Consider the following 18,949-nt stretch of genomic DNA (forward strand, 5'->3'; position numbering starts at 1 on the left):
CGCGGCCTGGCGCACCGCCCTGCGCGGCCACGACATCGGCCTCGCCCGCGACCTGGCCCGCACCGCCCTCGCCCCGGCCGCCCGCCGCACCGTGCCGCTCCTCCTCCAAGTCGCCGCCTGCCACGCCCTGGTGCTCAGCGGCGACCACGACGAGGCCCGCACCGCCCTCGACACCGTCCTGCTGCGCGCCCGGCACGCCGACGTGCCCCCGGTGGCCGGGCCGGCCCTGCTCGTCACCGGCCTCGCCGAACTCTCCCGGGGACGGCCCGGCGCCGCGGCGGACGCCCTCGACCGGGCCCGGCGGATCATGCCCGGCCGCGGCCGGACCCCGTTCCTCACCCCCGGGCTGATCGCCCTCGCCGCCCTCGTACGGCTCGAACAGGGCGAACCGGACGCGGCCGAGCGGCTCCTCGCCCCGGCCCACCCCTACGGCACCGCGGCCGGACTCTCCGGCGCCCTCCTGCTCTACGCCCGGGGCCGCACCCACCTGGCCCGCGGCCACCGTGAACAGGCCCTGACCGACCTGCTGGAGTGCGGCCGCAGACTGCTCGCCCGGCAGGTGACCAACCCCGCCTTCCTGCCCTGGCGCCGCATCGCCGCCTCCGCCTGCGACCCGGCGGCGGACGCCGCCGTGCCTGCCGCCCTCCTTGCCGAGGAACAGCGCCTCACACACGCCTGGGGCGCCCCCGCCACGCCGGCGGAAACCGCGGCGGACGGACCGCGACCGCCGGCGGAACCCGCCGGCCGGCGCGCACCGGACACCTCCCCGCGGGCCACCGCCCCCTCCGCGCGGCGCACCGCGCCCGGCGATGGGCCGTCCGCCGCCCGGCCGGAGGACCGGCGGCCCCCGCCCCGCCCGGCTGCCGGCCGAGCGGGCGAGCCCGGGTACAGCAGCACCGACCCGCTGCCCCGGCAGCAACTGACCGGCGCCGAACTGCGGGTGGCCGGACTGGCCGCCGACGGCCTGCCCAACCGGGCCATCGCGGACCGGCTGTCGGTCACCCCGCGCACCGTCGAACTGCACCTGACCAAGACCTACCGCAAGCTGGGCATCCGGGGCCGGGCCGAACTGGCCGCCGCTCTGGAGCACCGACCGAAGGCGACACCATGACACCCTTTCGCGGCCGGGAACGCGAACTCGACCTGATCACCGCGGCGATGGAGTCCGCCCACCGCGGCGACGGACGCCTGCTCGCCGTGACCGGTGGCCTCGGCAGCGGCAAGACCGCCCTGCTGCGAAGACTGCCCGCACTCGCCGAACGCCGCGGCCTGCGCGCCCTGACCGCCGGCTGCGCACCCCAGGAACAGGACTTCCCCTTCGGCGTCGTCAGCCAGCTCCTCGCCCCCTTCCCCGGCTGCGGGCCCCTCGACCTCGTCCCCGGCCCCGAACGGTCCGAGGAGCTGCTCTCCTTCGTCACCGGGCACAGCGCGGACCAGCCCCTCCTGCTCCTCGTGGACGACCTCCAGTGGGCCGACCCCGCCTCCCTGCACTGGCTCGGCGAGCTCGCCAAGCGCCTGCCGGGCCGGCGCGTCACCGTGGTCGTCAGTGTGCGCGAGGGCGAACCGGGCGCGGACGCACCGGCGGTTCAGGCGTGCGCGGAACGCGCCACCCGCCTCGTCCACCTGCCCCCGCTGCCCGCCGAGACCATCGCGGACCTCGTCGCCGACCACCTCGGACACCCCGGCGAGCCCGGGCAGGTCACCGCCTGCCACGAGGCCTCGGGCGGCAACCCCCTGTTCCTCACCGCGGCCCTGGCCGGCCTCACCCCGGACGACCCGGCGGCCGGCCACGCCCCCGCCGCGCCCGGACCCCGGCCCGTCGCCCTGCACGAACGCCTCACCGTCGCCCTCCGCTCCCAGCCGGCACCGGTGCGCCGGCTCGCCAGGGCCCTCGCCGTCCTCGACCAGGAACCCGGCCCGGAGACCGACCTCGAACTCGTGGGCCGGCTCGCGGAGCTCGACACCGCCGGCAGCCAGGAGGCCGTACGCTCCTTGCGCCGCCTCGGCCTGCTCACCGACGGCCACGCGCCGCGCTTCACCCACCCCGCCGTGCGCGAGGCCGCCGAGGAGTCGATGACACCCGCGGAACACGAGGACGTCCACCTGCGCGCCGCCCGGCTGCTGCACGACGGCGGCCACCCCGCCGAGCAGGCGGCCGCCCAGCTCCTCGCCGTCACCACCTGCCACGACAGCTGGACCGTCGACGTGCTGCAGTCCGCCGCGACCGCCGCACGCCGGCGCGGAGCCCGCCGGGAATCGTCCCGCTACCTGCGCCACGCCCTGCTCGGCAGCTCCCCGTCCGGCACGGACCGGGCCGCCCTGCTCCTCGACCTGGCCGCGTCGGAGCGCGACACCGACCCCCAGGCCGCCCTGCGCCACCTCTGCCAGGCCTTCCTGCTGCTCCCCACCACCACGGGACGCGCCCTCGCCGCCGCCCGCACCCCGCCCTTCCTGCTCGGCAGCTGCCCGCCGCCCGTCATCGACACCGTCGCGAAGGTGGCCGCCGACCTGGGCGACCCGGACGCCCTCACCGGCGCCGAACGCCAGGCCGCCCTGCGGCTGGAGGCCCGGCTGCGGCACGTCGCCGTCGCCGGACCGGGGGAGATGGGGGAGTGCGCGGCGCGCCTGCGCGCCCTGGGCGACACGCCCCCGATGGGCACCGCCGCCGAACGCGAACTCGTCACCGTACTGCTGCACGGCGCCACCGTCACCCAGCGCATGACCGCCGCGGAAGTCGCGCACCAGGCCGACCGCGTCCTCCAGCACGAACCCGCGGCCCCCGGCCACGTCCACACCGCGCTGCCGCACCTGTGCGGCGTCCTGGCCGCCGCCGAGTCGCTGGACGCCATCGGCCCCTGGCTGACGATCGCCCGGGAACGCGCGCGCCGCGACGGAGCCCCCGTGCCCCGGGCCGTCATCGCCGCCGAACTCGCCCACGTCCTGCTGGCCCGGGGACGGCTCCAGGAGGCCCGGGCCCACGCCGAAGAGGCCCTCGCCCACGGCATCATGGAGTGGGCCACGCTGTCCGCCATGACCGCGCTCGTCATGGTCGCCGTCCAGAGCCGCGACACCAAGCTGGCCCGGCGCCTGCTCGGCCACCGCCTCGAAGCCGCCGACCACGACTACCGGCCCTCGCCGCTGCAGCTCCTGCGGGGCTCCGTCGCCGTGAGCGGCGGAGACCCGGCCACGGCCCTGGAATACGTCCTCGACTGGGGCCGCTCGGCCGAACGCGCCGAGTGGCGCAACCCCGCCCTCGTCCCCTGGCGCACCTGGGCGGCCGGACTGCACCACCGCCTCGGCCAGACCCGGCGGGCCCACGACCTCGCCGACGAGGAGTACGAGCGGGCCGTTGCCTGGGGCACCCCCGTCACCATCGGCCGCGCCCAGCGCGTCCGGGGCGCCATAACGGAGGGGGAGCAGGGCATCGAGCTGCTGCGCGAGTCCGCCGGACTGCTGCAGCGGTCGGTGAACACCATGGAAGCGGCACGGACCGAACTGCTCCTCGGCCGGCGGCTGCTGGCCGCCGGCCGCTGCGCCGAGGCCGAGGAGCGGCTGGGCCGCGCCCGCGACCAGGCCCTCGCCTGCGGCGTGCCGTGGATCGCCGACCGGGCGTGCCGGGAGCTCGCCGACCCGGCCGCCTCCCGGCAGCCGGTGGCCGTCTCCGCGCTCACCCGGGCCGAACGCAGGGTCGCCGGGCTCGCCGCCCACGGCGTGCCCAACAAGCACATCGCCGAGCGGCTGGAGGTCAGTTCGCGCGCCGTGGAGAAGCACCTCACCAGCGCCTACCGCAAGCTCCAGGTCGCCGGACGGGCCGAACTGGCCGCGTTCTCCACCCTGCTGCCCGGCCCGGCGGACGCCTGAGCGCACCGCGCGGGCGGTGCCCGCACCCGGGGGACGGACCGTACCGTAACGCCCCCCCTCCGTACCCCGGGTAACCGAACCTCCGGGCCCGGCGTCCACAGGGTTAGTCCCCCCGGTCCGCAATTCGTTGACAGCCTCCGCGCGGTCTCCATACCGTCCATTCCGCCCGGGCCGTGCCGCTCTGTCCGGCCGGCCTTCCGGTTCACCTTCCTCTCCCCGAAGCTCAGGAGAAAACAGCGTGGTAGCACACCAGCCCCTGTCGCGCCGCCGCATGCTCGGCCTGGCGGCCTTGGGCGCCGCCGCACTCGCCGGCCAGACCACGATCACCGCCGCCCCGCGGGCGGCCGCCGCCACCGCGGCCGGCGGCTCCGGCAGCACGTTCGTCCCCGCCGTCGTGGTCGGCACCGGCTACGGCGCGGCCGTCTCCGCGCTGCGCCTGGGCGAGGCAGGGGTCCCCACGCTGATGCTGGAGATGGGCCAGCTGTGGAACCAGCCCGGCCCCGACGGCAACGTCTTCAGCGGCATGCTCAAGCCCGACAAGCGCTCCAGCTGGTTCAAGACCCGCACCGAGGCACCCCTCGGCTCCTTCTTGTGGCTCGACCTCGCCAACCGGGACATCGACCCCTACGCGGGCGTCCTGGACCGCGTGAACTTCGACCAGATGTCCGTGTACGTGGGCCGCGGCGTCGGCGGCGGCTCGCTCGTCAACGGCGGCATGGCGGTCACGCCCCGGCGCTCGTACTTCGAGGAGGTGCTGCCGCAGGTCGACGCCGCCGAGATGTACGCGAAGTACTTCCCGCGGGCCAACGCAACCCTCCGCGTCAACAACATCGACAAGGGCTGGTTCGAGCAGACCGACTGGTACAAGTTCGCCCGCGTCTCGCGCGAGCAGGCCTCGAACGCCGGCCTGAGCACCACCTTCGTGCCCAACGTCTACGACTGGGACTACATGCGGCGCGAGGCGGACGGCACCGTGCCCAAGTCCGCGCTGGCCGCCGAGGTCATCTACGGCAACAACCACGGCAAGGTCTCCCTCGACAAGAGCTACCTCGCGGCCGCCCTCGGCACCGGCAAGGTCACCATCGAGACCCTCCACCAGGTCAAGACGATCCGTCAGCAGAAGGACGGCACGTACCTGCTGACCGTCGAGCAGAAGAACGCCGACGGGAAGCTGCTCGCGACCAAGGAGATCTCCTGCCGCCACCTCTTCCTCGGCGCCGGCAGCCTCGGCTCCACCGAGCTGCTGCTGCGGGCCCGGGACACCGGCACCCTGCCGAACCTCAGCTCCGAGATCGGCGGCGGCTGGGGCCCCAACGGCAACATCATGACCGCCCGCGCCAACCACATGTGGAACCCCACGGGCACCAAACAGTCCTCCATCCCCGCCCTCGGCATCGACGACTGGGACAACAAGGACGCCCCCGTCTTCGCCGAGATCGCCCCCATGCCGGCGGGCGTCGAGACCTGGGTCAGCCTCTACCTGGCCATCACCAAGAACCCCGAGCGCGGCACCTTCGTCTACGACGCGGCCAAGGACCGGGCCGACCTGCGCTGGACCCGCGAGCAGAACGCGCCCGCCGTCGCCGCCGCGAAGTCGCTGTTCGACCGCATCAACAAGGCCAACACCACGATCTACCGGTACGACCTCTTCGGCAAGCAGCTCAAGGCCTTCGCCGACGACTTCTGCTACCACCCGCTCGGCGGCTGCGTGCTCGGCAAGGCCACCGACAACTACGGCCGCGTCGCCGGCTACAAGAACCTCTACGTGACGGACGGCTCGCTCATCCCCGGCAGCATCGGCGTCAACCCCTTCGTCACCATCACCGCGCTGGCGGAGCGCAACGTCGAGCGCGTCATCAAGGAGGACGTCGCGAAGTCCTGACGGACCGTGGGCGGGGGCCGCTGCCGGGCCCCCGCCCACGCCCGCACCCGCCCCATCCGCGGGCCGCCGCCCGGCGAGCGGGACCGCACGAGACCGCAAAGGAACGCTTTCCGTGAACACCCCGCTCCCCGACGACAACGGCCTCTGGATCCGCAGGTTCCACCCGCGCCCCGACAGCTGCGTCCGGCTGGTCTGCCTGCCCCACGCGGGCGGCTCCGCCAGCTTCTACTTCCCCGTCTCCCGGGCCATGCCCGCGAGCGTCGAGGTGCTGTGCGTGCAGTACCCCGGCCGCCAGGACCGCCGCACCGAACCGCTCCTGGACTCCGTGCCGGCACTCGCCGACAAGGTCTACGAGGCCCTCCTGCCCTGGACCGACCGGCCGATCGCCCTCTTCGGCCACAGCATGGGCGCCTCCCTCGGCTACGAGATCGCCCGCCGCCTGGAGCAGGAGCGGGACATCGTGCCCGCCGCCCTCTTCGCCTCCGGCCGCCGCGCACCCTCCGCGCACCGCGACGAGACCGTCCACCTGCGCGACGACGACGGCCTCGTCGCCGAGATGCGCGGCCTCAGCGGCACCAACCCGCAGCTGCTGGGCGACGAGGAAGTCCTGCGCATGATCCTCCCCGCCATCCGCGCCGACTACCGCGCCGCCGAAACGTACCGGTGGAACCCCGGCCCGCCCCTGCGCTGCCCCGTGACCACCTTCGTCGGCGACGACGACCCGAAGGTCACCATCGAAGAGGCCGCCGCCTGGTCCACCCACACCGACGGCCCCTTCACCCAGAAGGTCTTCCCCGGCGGCCACTTCTTCCTGGCCCAGCACCAGACGGAAATCGTCCGTCTCATGGCCGGGCAGCTGGAGGCACCGGCGAGGGCGTGAGGAACGCTCGACGCGCCGGCGGTCAGGCGGGGCGGCGGTCTTCGACCGTCACCGACAGGCGCTGCCACGGTGCGACGAGCCGTATGAGCTCGCCGGGCGTCAGATCGCCCGTGGCGCCCAGAGCCTCGTCCGGGCGGAAGCGGACGACCGTTCCGCTCGACCCGTCGTCGGCGACCGGCGTCAGACCGGTCACGGGCACCCCGTGCTCGTACCGCTGGGTCCACGAGCCGTTGTGCCGCCGGTTCGTGTGGACGAGCCACTCGCTGAGCGCCGCGACGACCGACATGCCCCGGCGCGGGTGACCGTCGGGCAGGAGCTGCGCGGCGGGGTGGTCGAAGAAGCGGAGGTCCTTCGTCGCCATGACGGGCTTCTTCACGACGCGACCGCGGTCATCGAGGCGGGTGTCGGTGCCCCGCCCGTCATCCGCCACGGAGACCGACCCGTCCGGGTGCAGCGTGACGACGCAGCGGCCCTCGACCCGGCCGTTCCACTCCGCTTCGTCGGCCGCGTAGGCGACCACTTCGAGGACCAGGTGCCGCACACCGCCGGGAGCGAACGTGCCGGCGTCCTCGCGGACGGCTGCAAGGTGGCCGGGATCCACGGTGCTCGCCCAGTCGTGCGTCGTGTTGCGCCAGGAAGATCTTGGTGTGTCCATCGTGCAAGTATGCGGACCGCCCGGAGGCGCGCGGCTCCTGGCCCGTCGCGGGGACATTCGGGGACGAAAAGGGGAGTATCGATGCTGTAAGGAGGAGGCGGCGGCGGACCCGAGGAGGATGGCCGTGATCGTCGACTGCGCGCACTACCGCGACGGGCGCCGGCAGCACGAGGGCGCGATGCCGCTGGAGCAGGCCGCCGAGCGCTGCCGGCAGGGCGGCTTCGTCTGGCTGGGCATGTTCGAACCGGCCCCCGAGGAGCTGGCCAGGGTGCGCGAGTGCTTCGGGCTGCACGAACTCGCCGTCGAGGACGCCCGCGCCTTCCACCTGCGGCCGAAGGCCGAGCAGTACGAGGACGGCACCGAGCTGATCATCCTCCGCACCGCGCGCTACGACGACGAGCGCGAGGAGGTCGACACCGGCGAGATCAGCGTCTTCCTCGCCGAACACTTCGTGATCACCGTCCGCCAGGGCATCGCCAGCGAACTGCACGGCGCCCGCAGCCGGCTCGAACGCCGCCCCGAGCTCCTGCGGGCCGGCAGCTCCTCGACGCTGTGGGCCATCCTCGACCAGGTCGTCGACAGCTACGCCCCGGTCGTCGCGGAACTCGAACACGACATCGAGCAGATCGAGGCCACGGTGTTCTCCGGGGCGGTCGCCCCGACCGAGCGGATCTACTCCCTGCGCCGCGAGGCCACGGACTTCTACCGCGCCGTGCACCCGCTGCTCGCCGTGCTCACCCGGCGGCTGCAGCCCGGCAAGGCGCCGGCCGAGCTCCGGCCGTACTTCCGGGACGTGCACGACCACCTGCTGCTGGTCAACGAGGAGGTCGCCGCCCAGCGCGACCTCCTGGCCACCGTCCTGGAGGCGAACATCGCGGTGATCTCCGTCGAACAGAACAAGATCAACCTTCGGCAGAGCGCCACGATGGAGCAGCTCACGATCCTCGCGTCCGTGTTCCTGCCCATGTCCTTCGTGGTCGGGTTCTTCGGGCAGAACTTCGACTGGCTGGTCAGGCACATCAGCAGCTTCGCGGCGTTCCTCGCCATCAGCGTCTGCGGGCTGCTGCTGCCGTGCCTGCTGCTGTACGTGTGGCTGCGGAGGCGGCGCCACCGGCTCACGCCGTCGGTACCGGAGGTGAGCAACGCCGCCCCGCACGCGGTCAGGCCCGCCCGGCCCAGATGAACCAGATCCACACGGCCATCATCACGGCGAACGCGGTGCACATCTGCACGTGCAGCCGCATCGGCGCGAGCTCGTCCTTCGCGCCGAAGAGCCTCGCGTCCCTCGCCATCTTGTGCACTTCCTTGCGCCGCCCGGCCATGCCGAGCGGGGCGATGAGGATCGTGCTGGAGTAGATGCAGAGCATGGCCGCCGCATCGTGGTGTCCCTTCGTTCCCGTGGCGACGGCGATGAACGCCGCCGCCAGGGGTGTGAGGGCCATGTACTTCTTGGCGTGGGGCGTGGGCATGATCGGCACGCAGACGGCGAGGCACACGGCGGTCGCCGCATACGCGACGAGCCACCATGTGGTCAAGGAGAGGTGTGGGGGGTCAGGAAAAGGCACCGATTCACCCTATCTTGCGCATAATCACCTCTGATCCCCGGTTCCGGACCCCATCAGGCCGCCGACGCTGACGGGCCTTCGCCGTTGCGGACCCGCTGCCAGGCGGCGGCGAACAGCTCCGGCAGGGTGCCCGGCAGCGGCGGCACAGCCCTCACCTGCGCCGGCGTCCGCACGCCGTCACCGCCGGTCAGCACGGCTCCCAGCAGCGACGTCTTCCAGAGCTCCATCGGCGGCAGCGGCTTCGCGGCGTGCGCCCACGGGCCGGGAAGGAAGACGCTCCGCCCGGCGCGCGCCCGCTTGTCCTCCACCACCAGGCCGCGCCCGACGAGCTCGCCGACGGCCGCCCGGTGCCGTGCCGGGGTCCAGCCGTTCCACCGGCGGACGTTCCGGTCGGACGGCACGGGGAGCGTCAGAAGCTGGAGGTAGAGCGCCGCCGCGTCCTCGGCAGGCCCCAGCCGGTCCGCCACCTCGGCCACCAGGGCGGGCGCGCAGGCCCGCGGATCCGACTCGTACCGCCCGGGAGGCAGGTCACCGGCGGTGATCCGGTCCATCATCCGGTCGCACGCGCCGCCGGTCAGCCAGTCCCAGCGCGCGGAGCCGCCGCTTCCGCCGACGACGCCCGCGTACAGCACCTTGGCCGGGGAGTCCTTGCGCGCCAGCACCTCGCGCATGACCCGGACGACTTCCGGCGCGCCGTCGCGGACGGGGTCGCCGGCGGGCAGGTCGGCGTAGGCCCAGGGCAGACCCGTGAACACGGCGTCCACCACTGCGTTCGCATCCGGGAAGCCCATGACGTCCCACACCGTCCGCAGGGCCCGGTGCTCCGGCGGGCACGGCCAGGCGCGCAGGTAGAAGCCGGGCGGCAGCGGCGCCCGCGCGGGATCGAGGAACAGGTGGCACAGGTCGGTCGCCGGTATCGGGGTCTCCAGCGCCAGCGCGGCCTGCCAGGTCTGCTCCGGCGGCCGGGGCCGCACGCCCTGCTGCTCGCGCCAGGCTTCGGCGGTGCGCGCCGCGACCCGGCGCAGCCCGCCGGGCTCCCACAGGTCGGCCGGGTCCTCGGGCAGGACGTCGGCGAGCAGGGCGACGCGGTCCGCGTCCCGGAGCCGGCCCAGCTCGGCGCGCCCGCTCTCCGCCTCGGCGGTCTTGAGCCCGAGGGCGGCCCGCTCGTCCTTGTCCAGGAACGGCGTGTAGTAGCCGCCGGTCCCGGGGTTGCCGGACAGGGTGAGGGCGGCCGCGGGCCGGCTGATGCCGCAGGCGTCGCTCAGCTCCACGACCGCGGCCGGGTCCCAGGGCATCGGGCCGCGCTCGCGGACCAGCGCCACCAGGCGCCGCAGCTGCTCGGGGCCGCCCCAGCCGCGGTGGGCGTCCTCGGCGTACAGCAGCTCGCCCGGGAGACCCGGGGCGTCGTCGCCGGTCCGTGCTTCCAGCAGCCTTCGCTTCCCCTTGACGGGCCAGTACGTGGCGACGGCGGCACCGTGCGTGCTGCCGCCCGCCCCGCGGACGCCGAACGGGCCCTCGGCGGCGAGCCGGCCGATCCGGAAGCGGTAGGAGGGGTCCGCGAACGGGCTCTCCGCCCAGGACTCCAGGAAGTTCAGCAGCACTTCGCGGCGGGCCGGGCGGGTGGACGGCGCGGCCGCGCGCAGGGCCACCGCCCCGATGCGCCCGATGAACCGCGTCCACGTGCCGTCCCCGCCCGGCCGCGGACCGTCCTCCCCGGCCTCGGGCGCCCACGTCCCGGCGATGAACCGGCCTGTGCGCTCGATGGAGACGAGCGCGTCGTCGTACCAGACGCCCCAGCCGCCGACGAAGCCCTGCAGGGCGGCCGTGATGGTGAAGGACTTCCACTCCCGGGCGATCCAGTCGCCGTTCCCGTCGGTCTTGTGCATGCCCCGATGATGGCCGACACCACTGACAACCGGTCCGGCGGTCGCCCACGGGACCGTCCTGACCCGGGCATGATTCCGGGGGACATGGTGTTGCAACCGGGAGACCGGGTTGTTCCTGACGACGGGAGAGACGTCATGCCTCTTGACGGCGAGTACGAGCCGAGCCCCACGGCGTGGGTGCGGGAACAGGTGGAGAAGTACGAGGGTTCCGGCGGCACCGAGGGGACGACGTTGCGCGGGATGCCCGTCGTCATCCTCACCAGCCGCGGCGTGAAGAGCGGGAAGCTCCGCAAGTCCCCGGTCATGCGGGTGGAGCACGAGGGCGCGTACGCCGTGGTCGCCTCGCTGGGCGGCGCCCCCAAGAACCCGGTCTGGTACAACAACGTCGTCGCCGATCCGCGCGTGGAACTCCGTGACGGGACGGAGGTCTGGGACATGAGGGCCCGGGAGGTCACGGGGGAGGAGAAGGCGGCCTGGTGGGAGCGAGCGGTCCAGGCGTTTCCCGACTACGCCGACTACCAGGAGAAGACGGACCGCGTGATCCCGGTCTTCGTCCTGGAACGGGTCCCCGGCGGGCACTGAGCCCTGTGGCGGGCGCGCGGCGGCGGATGCCGGCGCCGGCCATGGCCTCGCGAGGGCGGTGTGGATGATGCGCGTGCTCGTCCTGGGTGAGTTCCGTGCGGACCGGCTGCTGCCGCCGCTCCTGCGCCCGGGAGCCGAGGCCGTGGTGCTGGGGTTCGCGCCGCGCCTCGCCCCGTTCCTGGCGGCCTCGCTCGGGGCGGACGTGCTCTGCGGTGAACTGCCCGCCGCCCTGGGCGAGCAGGACGTGCCGCGTCTGCTCGCCCACTGGCGAGCGGACGTCGCCGTCCCCAACACGGGCTGCCCCGGCCAGGAGCAATTCCTGCCGCTCTACGCTCGCGCCGCCCACCAGTGGCGGATCGCCGAGCGGCGCATGCCCGTCCACCCGGAGGGGTTCGCGGAACTGGCCAGCGACAAGGTGGCGCTCCACCGGACCGCGGAGGAGCGAGGCTGGCCCGTGCCCAGGGGCGTGGTGTGCGGCGCGGCACCGGCCGTCCGGGCCGCGGCGCGGGAGCTCGGGCTGCCCGTCATGGTCAAGGAGGCCCGCAGCGAGTTCCACGCCGGGCGCCACTACGTGCGCGATGACGGAGAGCTCGGCCGTGCGTGCGCCGAGGTCGCCTATCCCGTGCTGGTCCAGGAGGCGCTGGCGGGGGAGGAGTACGGGATCGAGTTCCTGTCCGACGGGTCGCCCGGGTCGTTCGGGTCGCCCGGGTCGTGCGGGGCAATGACGGTGGCGTGGCCGGTGGCGTCCCTGGGCCGGCTCGACGCGGAGTGCGCCCCGGGCCGCCGGGTGAGGGTCGCCCCCGCGGCGCTGCCCGCGCACGTACAGGCGGAACTGGCCGACACCGTACGGGACATGACCGACGCGTTCCGGCCGCACGGCCCGTGGCAGATGGACTTCGCCGTCACCGACGAGGGCCGGCTGGCGGTCATCGAGCTGAACGGGCGGCTGGGCGGCGTCTCCAACATGAGCTGGGCCGCCACCGGAGCCGACCCGCACCTCGCCCACGCCCGGTCCGCGCTCGCCGCACCGGCCGGCGGCCTCCCCGCCGGGCCGCCCCCGCCGCGCCGGACCGCCCTCGAACTGCCGGTGCTCTCCGGCACGCCGCTGCCGCCCGCGCCGGAGGGCACCGGGCTCATCCTCTTCCCGGGCTCCCCGGCCAACCCCGGCCCCCTGGTGGGCGGGTACAGCCGGCCGGTGCTCACCGTGCCGGAGGGCCGGGAGGAGGCCGCGCTCGCCTGGCTGAGAGGGCTGCCCCCCGGGACGCTGCTGAACAGCCCGCGGGAGGCGGCCGGTCAGCTCGCGCGCGGTGCGCGGGGTTTGCGCGAGGCGGGCCCGCTCGTGCTCGGGTCCGGACAGGCGCCCGATCCCGAGCCCGAACCCGATCCCAAGGCCGGGCTCACGCGAGAAGGTTCGTGATGAGCTTGCGCACCCTGCCCCTGACCACGGGCAGGACGCCGTGCACGAGCTGGGTGCCGTAGACGACGGTGGTTCCCGGCGGCGGGGCGCAGGTCCAGCGCGTGTGCGGGACGTCGGCGAGGCGCACGGGGCCGCGGCGGGCGGTGATCTCGTGGACGAACCGCGTGCCCGGCCCGTAAGCGCTCCCGGGAGGCACGGCGGCATCGCTCCAGAGGGCGTCCGCGGAACACGTGTCGAGGTAGAACTCCCCGCCCTCTTCGGCGTCCTCCAGGTTGAACGCGATCCGGGCGATCCGCTGCGGGCGCGCACCCGGGTCGCCCACGCCGTGGACGTGCGGGCGGATGGTGTCGCCGGGCTTGAGGTCGTGGTAGAGCCACGGGTCGGCATCCGTGGCGGAAGGGAAAGCCCGGCGGAGGGCGGGCAGGGAGCGCCGCAGGGCGCCGTTCAGGATCGCCTGCGCCTCCGGGGGCGGGGTAGTTCCCTCGCTCGGGCGCGCGGGGACCCAGCCGCTCGCGGCGAGGTGCTCGTCCAGGACCTTGGTGAGGCTGCCGGTCTCCTCGGCCGTGAGGAAGCCCTCCACGGTCTGGACGGCCAGGGTCTCGGTCATGTGGATCACGGACGGTCTCCCTTCACGGCGCCCGGCAGGCCCGGGGACGCGTTTCCCGTACGAGTCCAGTACGAGGGAGCGCCGTTGCCAAGCGCGCCGCCCGGCCAATGGCGGGCGGCTCCGGCGACGGGCGGTCATGCGTACGCCGGGGTTGACGGGGCGGACCGCCCGCGCCAAGGGTGGACGCGTGACGTCCCTGAGCGCGGATGTGACCACCGAGGTGCTCGTCGTGGGCGCCGGCCCGGCCGGGCTGCTGCTGGCTTGCGAGCTGGCCCTGGCCGGGGTGCGGACGCGGGTGGTGGACAAGCGCGCTCAGGCGCACCGGGAGTCGCGCGCCCTGAACCTCCACCCGCGCAGCATCGAGCTGATGGACATGCGCGGCCTGGCCGGGCGGTTCCTCGCCGCGGGCCGGACGGTGCCCGGCTGGCAGTTCACCGCGAGCCTCAAGCGCCCGCTCGACTTCACCGTCCTCGACACGCGGCACCCGTACGCCCTGCTGCTGGCCCAGTCCCGCACCGAAGCCCTGCTCGCGGAGCGGGCGCGGGAACTGGGCGTGCCCGTCCACCGCGGATGCGAGGCGGTCGCCCTGCGGCAGGACCCCGGGGGAGCGGAGGCGGACGTGGACGGGCCCGGCGGGCGGGTCACCGTGCGGGCGGCCTACGTGGCCGGGTGCGACGGAGGGCGCAGCTTCGTCCGGGAGGCGGCCGGCATCGGCTTCCCCGGCACCCCCGAGTCGATGACCGCGATCGTCGGGGACTTCGCGGCCGCCGATCACGCCGACAACGAGCTCGCCCGGCGGCACGGCGTGCTCGTCGCCCGGCTGGAGGACGGGCTGACCCGGTTCGTGGTCATGGACCCGGCGCGCATCCGCGTGCCCTCCACCGAACCGGTCACCCTGGAGGAGTTCCGCACGTCCCTGCGGCAGGTGTGCGGTACGGACTGCGGCATCGGCCGGCCCCGGTGGCTGTCGCGCTTCGGCAACGCCACCCGCCTCGCCGAGACCTACCGGCGGGGCCGGATCCTGCTGGCCGGCGACGCCGCGCACGTCCACTTCCCGGTCGGCGCGCAGGGCCTCAACACCGGCCTGCAGGACGCCATGAACCTCGGCTGGAAACTCGCCGCCACCCTCCGCGGCCGGGCACCCGCCGGGCTCCTCGACACGTACCACGACGAACGCCACCGGACCGGCCGGGAACTCACCGACCTGACCCGCGCCCAGACGCTCCTCGTCGAGCTCCCGCTGACCGCTCCGTACGGCGCCGCCGCGGGGCTCCTGTGCGAGCTCCTCGACACCCTCATCGGCCTCCCCGAGGTCAACCGTCACCTGGCCGGCCGCCTCTCCGCCCTCGACACGGCCTATCCGCCGGCCGGCTCCGGCGCCCACCCGCTCACCGGCCGGCGGATGCCCGACATCCCCCTGACCACAGCCGGAGGGACCACCACCCGGCTCTACGAGCACCTGCACGACGGCCGTTTCGTCCTGCTGCACCTGGGCGGGGGCGGCGGACCGGCCGACCGTGCGTACGGTGCGGCACATGTCCGCACCGTGCGGGCCCTTCCTGCTGCGCCGGGTGAGGAGCCCTCGTCCCTCCCCGCCGCGACCGAAGTGCTCGTGCGCCCGGACGGCCACGTCGCCTGGGCCACCGGCACCACCCGCCCCCGGGACCTGCGCGCCGAACGCGCCCGTGCGCTGGCCCGGTGGACTTCGGCGCACGGGGCCGCTTGACGGGTGGAGTCCGTCTAGCGGCTTCCCCCGTCAAGTCGAACGGCTTTCCCCGTCAAGCAGTCCCGGCTTCCCCCTGCGCCCACAGCGCTGCTGCCATGTCCGCCACAGCGGCCATCGCGCGCCGGTGGAGTCCGCCGCCGAAAGTGACCCGGGCAGCGCCCAGTTCGCCCAGGTCGCGGGGCGAGGGCCCGTTCGGCAGAGCAATGGCGTTGACCGGGGCGGCAACGGCGCGGGAGATCTCCGGGAGGAGCTCCGCCGGGGCGAGGATCGGGAACACGCAGTCCGCGCCCGCCTGCGCGTAGAGCCGGCAACGGGCGATGGCGGGATCGGCGTCCGGGGCCGACCGGTCGCCCCTGAGGAAGGTGTCCGCACGCGCGTTGATCACGAGCCGGTCGCCTGCCGCGGCCCGGATGCGCGACAGCCGTTCGGCGTGCTCGGCAGGATCCTTGAGGAGCCCCGTGACGCGGTCGCTGTCCTCCAGATTGCAGCCGACGGCGCCCGTCTCCAGCAGCCGCTCGACGAACTCGGCGGGCGGCAGCCCGTAGCCGTCCTCCAGGTCGGCGGTGACCATCACGCCGTCCGCGGCGACGGCCCGGACGATCCGGGCCACCGCGGCGAACATCTCGTCCGCGGGCGCACTGCCGTCGGCGTACCCGAGGACGGCCGAGAGTCCCGCGCTGGGCGTGGCCAGGGCCCGGAAACCGGCGTCCGCGAAGGCGCGCGCACTGGCGGCGTCCCAGGGGCCGGGCAGGACGAGCGGGCCGGACCCGGGCCGGACGTGGTGCAGGGAACGGAAGACGGCGGCGGCATCGCCGGAGATCGTTGTCATACACCCGACCGTAGAGGCGGAAGCGGCCGGGAAAGTGGTCCACTCGGCGGGCCGTTTCGTGGGCCACTCGGCGGCTCCCGGACCGCCGGTGGCAGGATGAACGCCGGAACGTGCAGGTCAACAGGTGTGGGGTGGGTGTGGCGGTACCCGGGGTGGATGCGGCGGGAACGGGGTCGGAGGAACTGGGGACGGTGCCCCGGGACCAGGACCGCCCGGAGTCCGCGTGCTCCGAGCACTCCGAGGGCTCCGGGCACTCCGATGGCTCCGGCCGGGAAGCGGCCCGGGTGCTGCGCCGCCTCGCACGCAAGGGCGGGGAGGCGACGGAGGAGGACTGCTTCCCGCTGTTCGACCTCCTCGCTCCGGACGGCGGCGGGGCGTCCCGCACCGCGGCCGCCGCACTCCCGTTCGTCGTGGGGCTCGCCACCGACCCGGGCATGGGTGCGCGCACGGAGCTCGTCGACCTGCTGGTGGTGCTGCACCGCACCGCGGCGAAGGCAGGACCGCACCAGGTGGACCCGGAGTGGCCCGCGGCATGGCAGCGCCACCGGCCCGCGATGCAAGCGCTGCACGCCGACCCGGACCCCGCGGTGCGGCGGGCGGCCATCTCGCTCGCGGTCGGCGTCCCCGCGCTGGCGAAGCTGTGCCGGGCCGAGACACAACCGGCCGTGCGCGTACCGCTCTTGCTCGCGCTGGGCGACGCCGTTGCTGCCGCCGCTGCCGATCCGGCGGCTGAAGCAGCCCCGTCCGCCCGTACGGAGCGCGAGGCGTACGAGGCGACGCGGGCCGTACTGGCCGCCGCGCTGGAGGACGCTCACCCCGCCGTCAGGGTCGCCGCCGTGCACGCCTGTGCTCTGCTGGACCCGCTTTCACCGGTCCGGCACGCCGGCCCGCTGGTGGAGGCGTTCTCCGGCGCCACCGCGCCGGCGGCGTTCGAGGAAGCCTGGTACACCCCGCGCGGGGACGAGCCATGGCTGCGTGAACACGTCGTCGCCGGGACGGCCGGCCTCTTCGACGACGCCCCGCAGGCGGGGACGTCGTTCGTGGCCGGGCTGGTGGACGAGGCACGCCGCACGGAGGACACCGCGCTGTGCCGTGCCGCGCTCGACGTCGCGTGGCGCCTGCTGGTGCACCGGCCCTCCACCGGGCCCGCGCTGCTGCCGTTGGCAGGAGAACTGCTGGCGCACCCGGACGGCGCCGTGCGGCTCGGAGCGGCGCACATCCTTGCGGTGCTCGGGCCGCGTGCAGCGCCCCACGCCGACCGGCTCGCCGCACTCCTCGACGATCCGGGCGAGGACGAGTACATCGACGGCACCGTCGGGGAGTACGCCCGCTGGGCACTGGCCCGCATCGGTGACGCTCGCGCACTCCCGGGCCTGGTCGAGCGGCTCTACCAGCCCTACCGGGAGGGGTACTCGGGCGGCTGGATCGTCGGATCGCCGCGCCGCCCCGACATCGACGATGTCCTCGTACCGCTGCGGGAGCACGCGGACGCCCTGATGCCGGCACTGCTGGAGGCGATGCGCCACGATGCGGCGCACTACGACGGCAACGGCCTGCTGACAGGTACCTTCCTCCGGATCCTGAAAGCGTGGGGAGAGACGTCCCTGCCGGCACTGCCGGACGTCGTGGCACTGCTGGACGACACGCGCTACTCCCTGGATGCCGCCGAAGCACTCGCGGCGATGGGACGCGCCGCCGCCTCCGCAGAGCCCGCCCTGCGCCGCTGCGCGGTCCTCGACGCGCCGGCGAATCACTGCCTGGTCGCGTGGGCCGCCTGGCGCATCAGCGGTGACGGCCCGTCGCCGGTGCGGCTCCTCGGGGACGCGCTGAACGAGGAGGGCCCGTTCCACGGCCCCGTCCATCTCCTGGCCGACTTCGGCCGCGCCGCAGCACCGTACGCCGAGCGCGTGCGGCGCATCATGGACCACGCCGATGCATGGTCCCGGGTGCAGGCCGCCGGCACGCTGTGGGCGCTCACGGGTGAACCGGGGCCGAGCGTCAGGGCCTTGGAGGAGTACGTTCTGCAGTTCGCCGACGACCACGACGACGGATACCTGACCTTCGAGGACGCGCTGGACGTCCTGGCCAGGATCGGGACCGTCACCCCGGCGATCCGCGCCGCCCTGTACGCCATCAAGGCGACCGACCGGCGTCTGTCCGCGCGGCCCGGCTACCTGGCCGTCCTCCAGGACGAGGGGCTCCGGGCCGCGATCGAGGACGTACTCACCCTGACGAGGAGCGAGCCATGAACCTGAGACCTGAGCTCCTGCCGCCGCCGGTCAGCCGGCGGCGGCTGGACGAGACGGCACGGGACATCGACCGGATAGCGGACCTGGTGACCACGTCACCCGCCGAGGCCGCCGAGGCTGTACGTGCCTTCAACGAGCGGACCGGGCGCGCCTGCACGGCGTTCGACTTCGCCACGTACCACGGCAGCCGGAGCCGCGAGGAGTTCGCCGGAGAGGCCGCCCGCCCGGCCCGGCCCCGTGTCGCCGACGTCACCCGGGACGAGCTCGTCGAGATCGTACGCCGGATCACGGCGGCGGGCCCGGACACCGACCACTACCTGACGCTTCTGGAGGCGAATGTGCCGCACCCACGGGTCCGCGACCTGCTCTTCGCCGGCGCTGCTGCCGACGTCGGCCCCGGCAGCAGCCGGGAAGCGTCCTTGGAAGAGATCGTCGACGAGGCACTGGCGTACAGGGGGATCGCACTGTGAGTACCGCACGTACGCCCGCGGAGAACGACGTCTGGCGGCTCCTGCGTGGTGACACGCTCGTCGGCACCATCACGGTGAACGACGCCGACTTCCCGTGGCTGGTGGGCCGCTTCGCCGCCGAGCCCGCCTTCGAGGAGGTACGGCCGTGGTTCGACGAGGAGTTGGCCCTCCTCGCAGCGGATGACCTCGACCGGTTCGACGCCGTGTACGGCCCGATCGCGGAGGCCTTGACCCTGGTGTCGCCGAAGGGGCCGGTGAGCGAGTTCCTCCTGTATGTGGAGGGCGACGAGGCGCGTTTCCGCTACTGACGCGTCTCGGTGCGGCCGGCGCCGCCACTGGC

16 protein-coding genes are annotated in these 18,949 nt (G+C 74.4%); 11 read left to right on the forward strand and 5 right to left on the reverse strand.

Annotation, left to right across the window (positions count from 1 at the left end; all coding sequences use genetic code 11):
• From B7P34_RS03355 to B7P34_RS03370, 4 genes are all read left to right on the forward strand, one after another.
• Nucleotides 1–1,111: helix-turn-helix transcriptional regulator (locus tag B7P34_RS03355; protein WP_146166718.1), on the forward strand; the 1,111-nt coding region annotated here is incomplete at its 5' end.
• Complete coding sequence (locus B7P34_RS03360) at nt 1,108–3,861, forward strand: AAA family ATPase (protein ID WP_106674256.1); 2,754 nt, start codon at nt 1,108–1,110, stop codon at nt 3,859–3,861. The genes B7P34_RS03355 and B7P34_RS03360, both read left to right, overlap by 4 nt.
• 238 nt (nt 3,862–4,099) lie before the next feature.
• The gene (locus B7P34_RS03365; RefSeq protein WP_223267455.1) at nt 4,100–5,743 is read left to right on the forward strand and encodes a GMC oxidoreductase; all 1,644 of its coding nucleotides are present in this window, start codon (nt 4,100–4,102) and stop codon (nt 5,741–5,743) included.
• 112 nt (nt 5,744–5,855) lie between these two features.
• Nucleotides 5,856–6,623, forward strand: a complete 768-nt coding sequence (locus B7P34_RS03370; RefSeq protein ID WP_106674257.1) for a thioesterase II family protein — start codon at nt 5,856–5,858, stop codon at nt 6,621–6,623.
• 22 nt (nt 6,624–6,645) lie between these two features.
• Here the strand turns inward: B7P34_RS03370 and B7P34_RS03375 are convergent, their stop codons facing one another.
• Nucleotides 6,646–7,278: an ATP-binding protein gene (locus B7P34_RS03375; protein ID WP_106674258.1), complete on the reverse strand. Its 633-nt coding sequence runs from the start codon at nt 7,276–7,278 to the stop codon at nt 6,646–6,648.
• 124 nt (nt 7,279–7,402) lie between these two features.
• On the opposite strand from B7P34_RS03375, the gene B7P34_RS03380 reads away from it, so the two are divergent.
• Nucleotides 7,403–8,461 (forward strand): magnesium and cobalt transport protein CorA, encoded by a 1,059-nt coding sequence (locus B7P34_RS03380; RefSeq protein ID WP_106674354.1) that lies wholly within the window; start codon nt 7,403–7,405, stop codon nt 8,459–8,461.
• Here B7P34_RS03380 and B7P34_RS03385 read toward each other — a convergent pair.
• Together B7P34_RS03385 and B7P34_RS03390 are read right to left on the reverse strand one after the other, a co-directional pair.
• A complete protein-coding gene (locus tag B7P34_RS03385; protein ID WP_106674259.1) occupies nt 8,439–8,813 on the reverse strand; it encodes a hypothetical protein in 375 nt (124 codons plus the stop codon). The two genes, B7P34_RS03380 and B7P34_RS03385, sit on opposite strands and share 23 nt — an antisense overlap.
• A gap of 83 nt (nt 8,814–8,896) precedes the next feature.
• On the reverse strand, nt 8,897–10,729 hold the full coding sequence (locus B7P34_RS03390) for a hypothetical protein (RefSeq protein WP_106674260.1): 1,833 nt from the start codon (nt 10,727–10,729) through the stop codon (nt 8,897–8,899).
• Nucleotides 10,730–10,864: 135 nt separating this feature from the next.
• Here B7P34_RS03390 and B7P34_RS03395 point away from each other — a divergent pair, with 135 nt between their 5' ends.
• Entirely contained in the window at nt 10,865–11,311 is a 447-nt protein-coding gene (locus B7P34_RS03395; protein ID WP_106674261.1) for a nitroreductase family deazaflavin-dependent oxidoreductase, read from the forward strand.
• Between the two features lie 73 nt (nt 11,312–11,384).
• The gene (locus tag B7P34_RS03400; RefSeq protein ID WP_146166719.1) at nt 11,385–12,728 is read left to right on the forward strand and encodes a hypothetical protein; all 1,344 of its coding nucleotides are present in this window, start codon (nt 11,385–11,387) and stop codon (nt 12,726–12,728) included.
• Here B7P34_RS03400 and B7P34_RS03405 read toward each other — a convergent pair.
• Nucleotides 12,709–13,344, reverse strand: a complete 636-nt coding sequence (locus B7P34_RS03405; protein ID WP_106674263.1) for a hypothetical protein — start codon at nt 13,342–13,344, stop codon at nt 12,709–12,711. The two genes, B7P34_RS03400 and B7P34_RS03405, sit on opposite strands and share 20 nt — an antisense overlap.
• Nucleotides 13,345–13,522: 178 nt before the next feature.
• Between B7P34_RS03405 and B7P34_RS03410 the strand changes: the two genes are divergently transcribed.
• Nucleotides 13,523–15,061: an FAD-dependent monooxygenase gene (locus B7P34_RS03410; RefSeq protein ID WP_223267456.1), complete on the forward strand. Its 1,539-nt coding sequence runs from the start codon at nt 13,523–13,525 to the stop codon at nt 15,059–15,061.
• 52 nt (nt 15,062–15,113) lie between these two features.
• Here the strand turns inward: B7P34_RS03410 and B7P34_RS03415 are convergent, their stop codons facing one another.
• Nucleotides 15,114–15,890, reverse strand: a complete 777-nt coding sequence (locus tag B7P34_RS03415; RefSeq protein ID WP_106674265.1) for an isocitrate lyase/PEP mutase family protein — start codon at nt 15,888–15,890, stop codon at nt 15,114–15,116.
• Nucleotides 15,891–16,081: 191 nt separating this feature from the next.
• Here B7P34_RS03415 and B7P34_RS03420 point away from each other — a divergent pair, with 191 nt between their 5' ends.
• From B7P34_RS03420 to B7P34_RS03430, 3 genes are read left to right on the forward strand one after another with little or no spacing between them, the layout of a single operon-like run.
• A complete protein-coding gene (locus B7P34_RS03420) occupies nt 16,082–18,139 on the forward strand; it encodes a hypothetical protein (RefSeq protein WP_106674266.1) in 2,058 nt (685 codons plus the stop codon).
• On the forward strand, nt 18,136–18,609 hold the full coding sequence (locus B7P34_RS03425; RefSeq protein WP_106674267.1) for a hypothetical protein: 474 nt from the start codon (nt 18,136–18,138) through the stop codon (nt 18,607–18,609). The genes B7P34_RS03420 and B7P34_RS03425 overlap by 4 nt, the downstream gene beginning before the upstream one ends.
• Nucleotides 18,606–18,917 (forward strand): hypothetical protein, encoded by a 312-nt coding sequence (locus B7P34_RS03430; RefSeq protein WP_106674268.1) that lies wholly within the window; start codon nt 18,606–18,608, stop codon nt 18,915–18,917. Before B7P34_RS03425 ends, B7P34_RS03430 begins: the two co-directional genes overlap by 4 nt.
• Nucleotides 18,918–18,949 lie beyond the last annotated feature (32 nt).

The organism is Streptosporangium nondiastaticum, assembly GCF_003011965.1.
In the GTDB taxonomy this organism is placed as follows: Bacteria; Actinomycetota; Actinomycetes; order Streptomycetales; family Streptomycetaceae; genus Streptomyces; species Streptomyces nondiastaticus.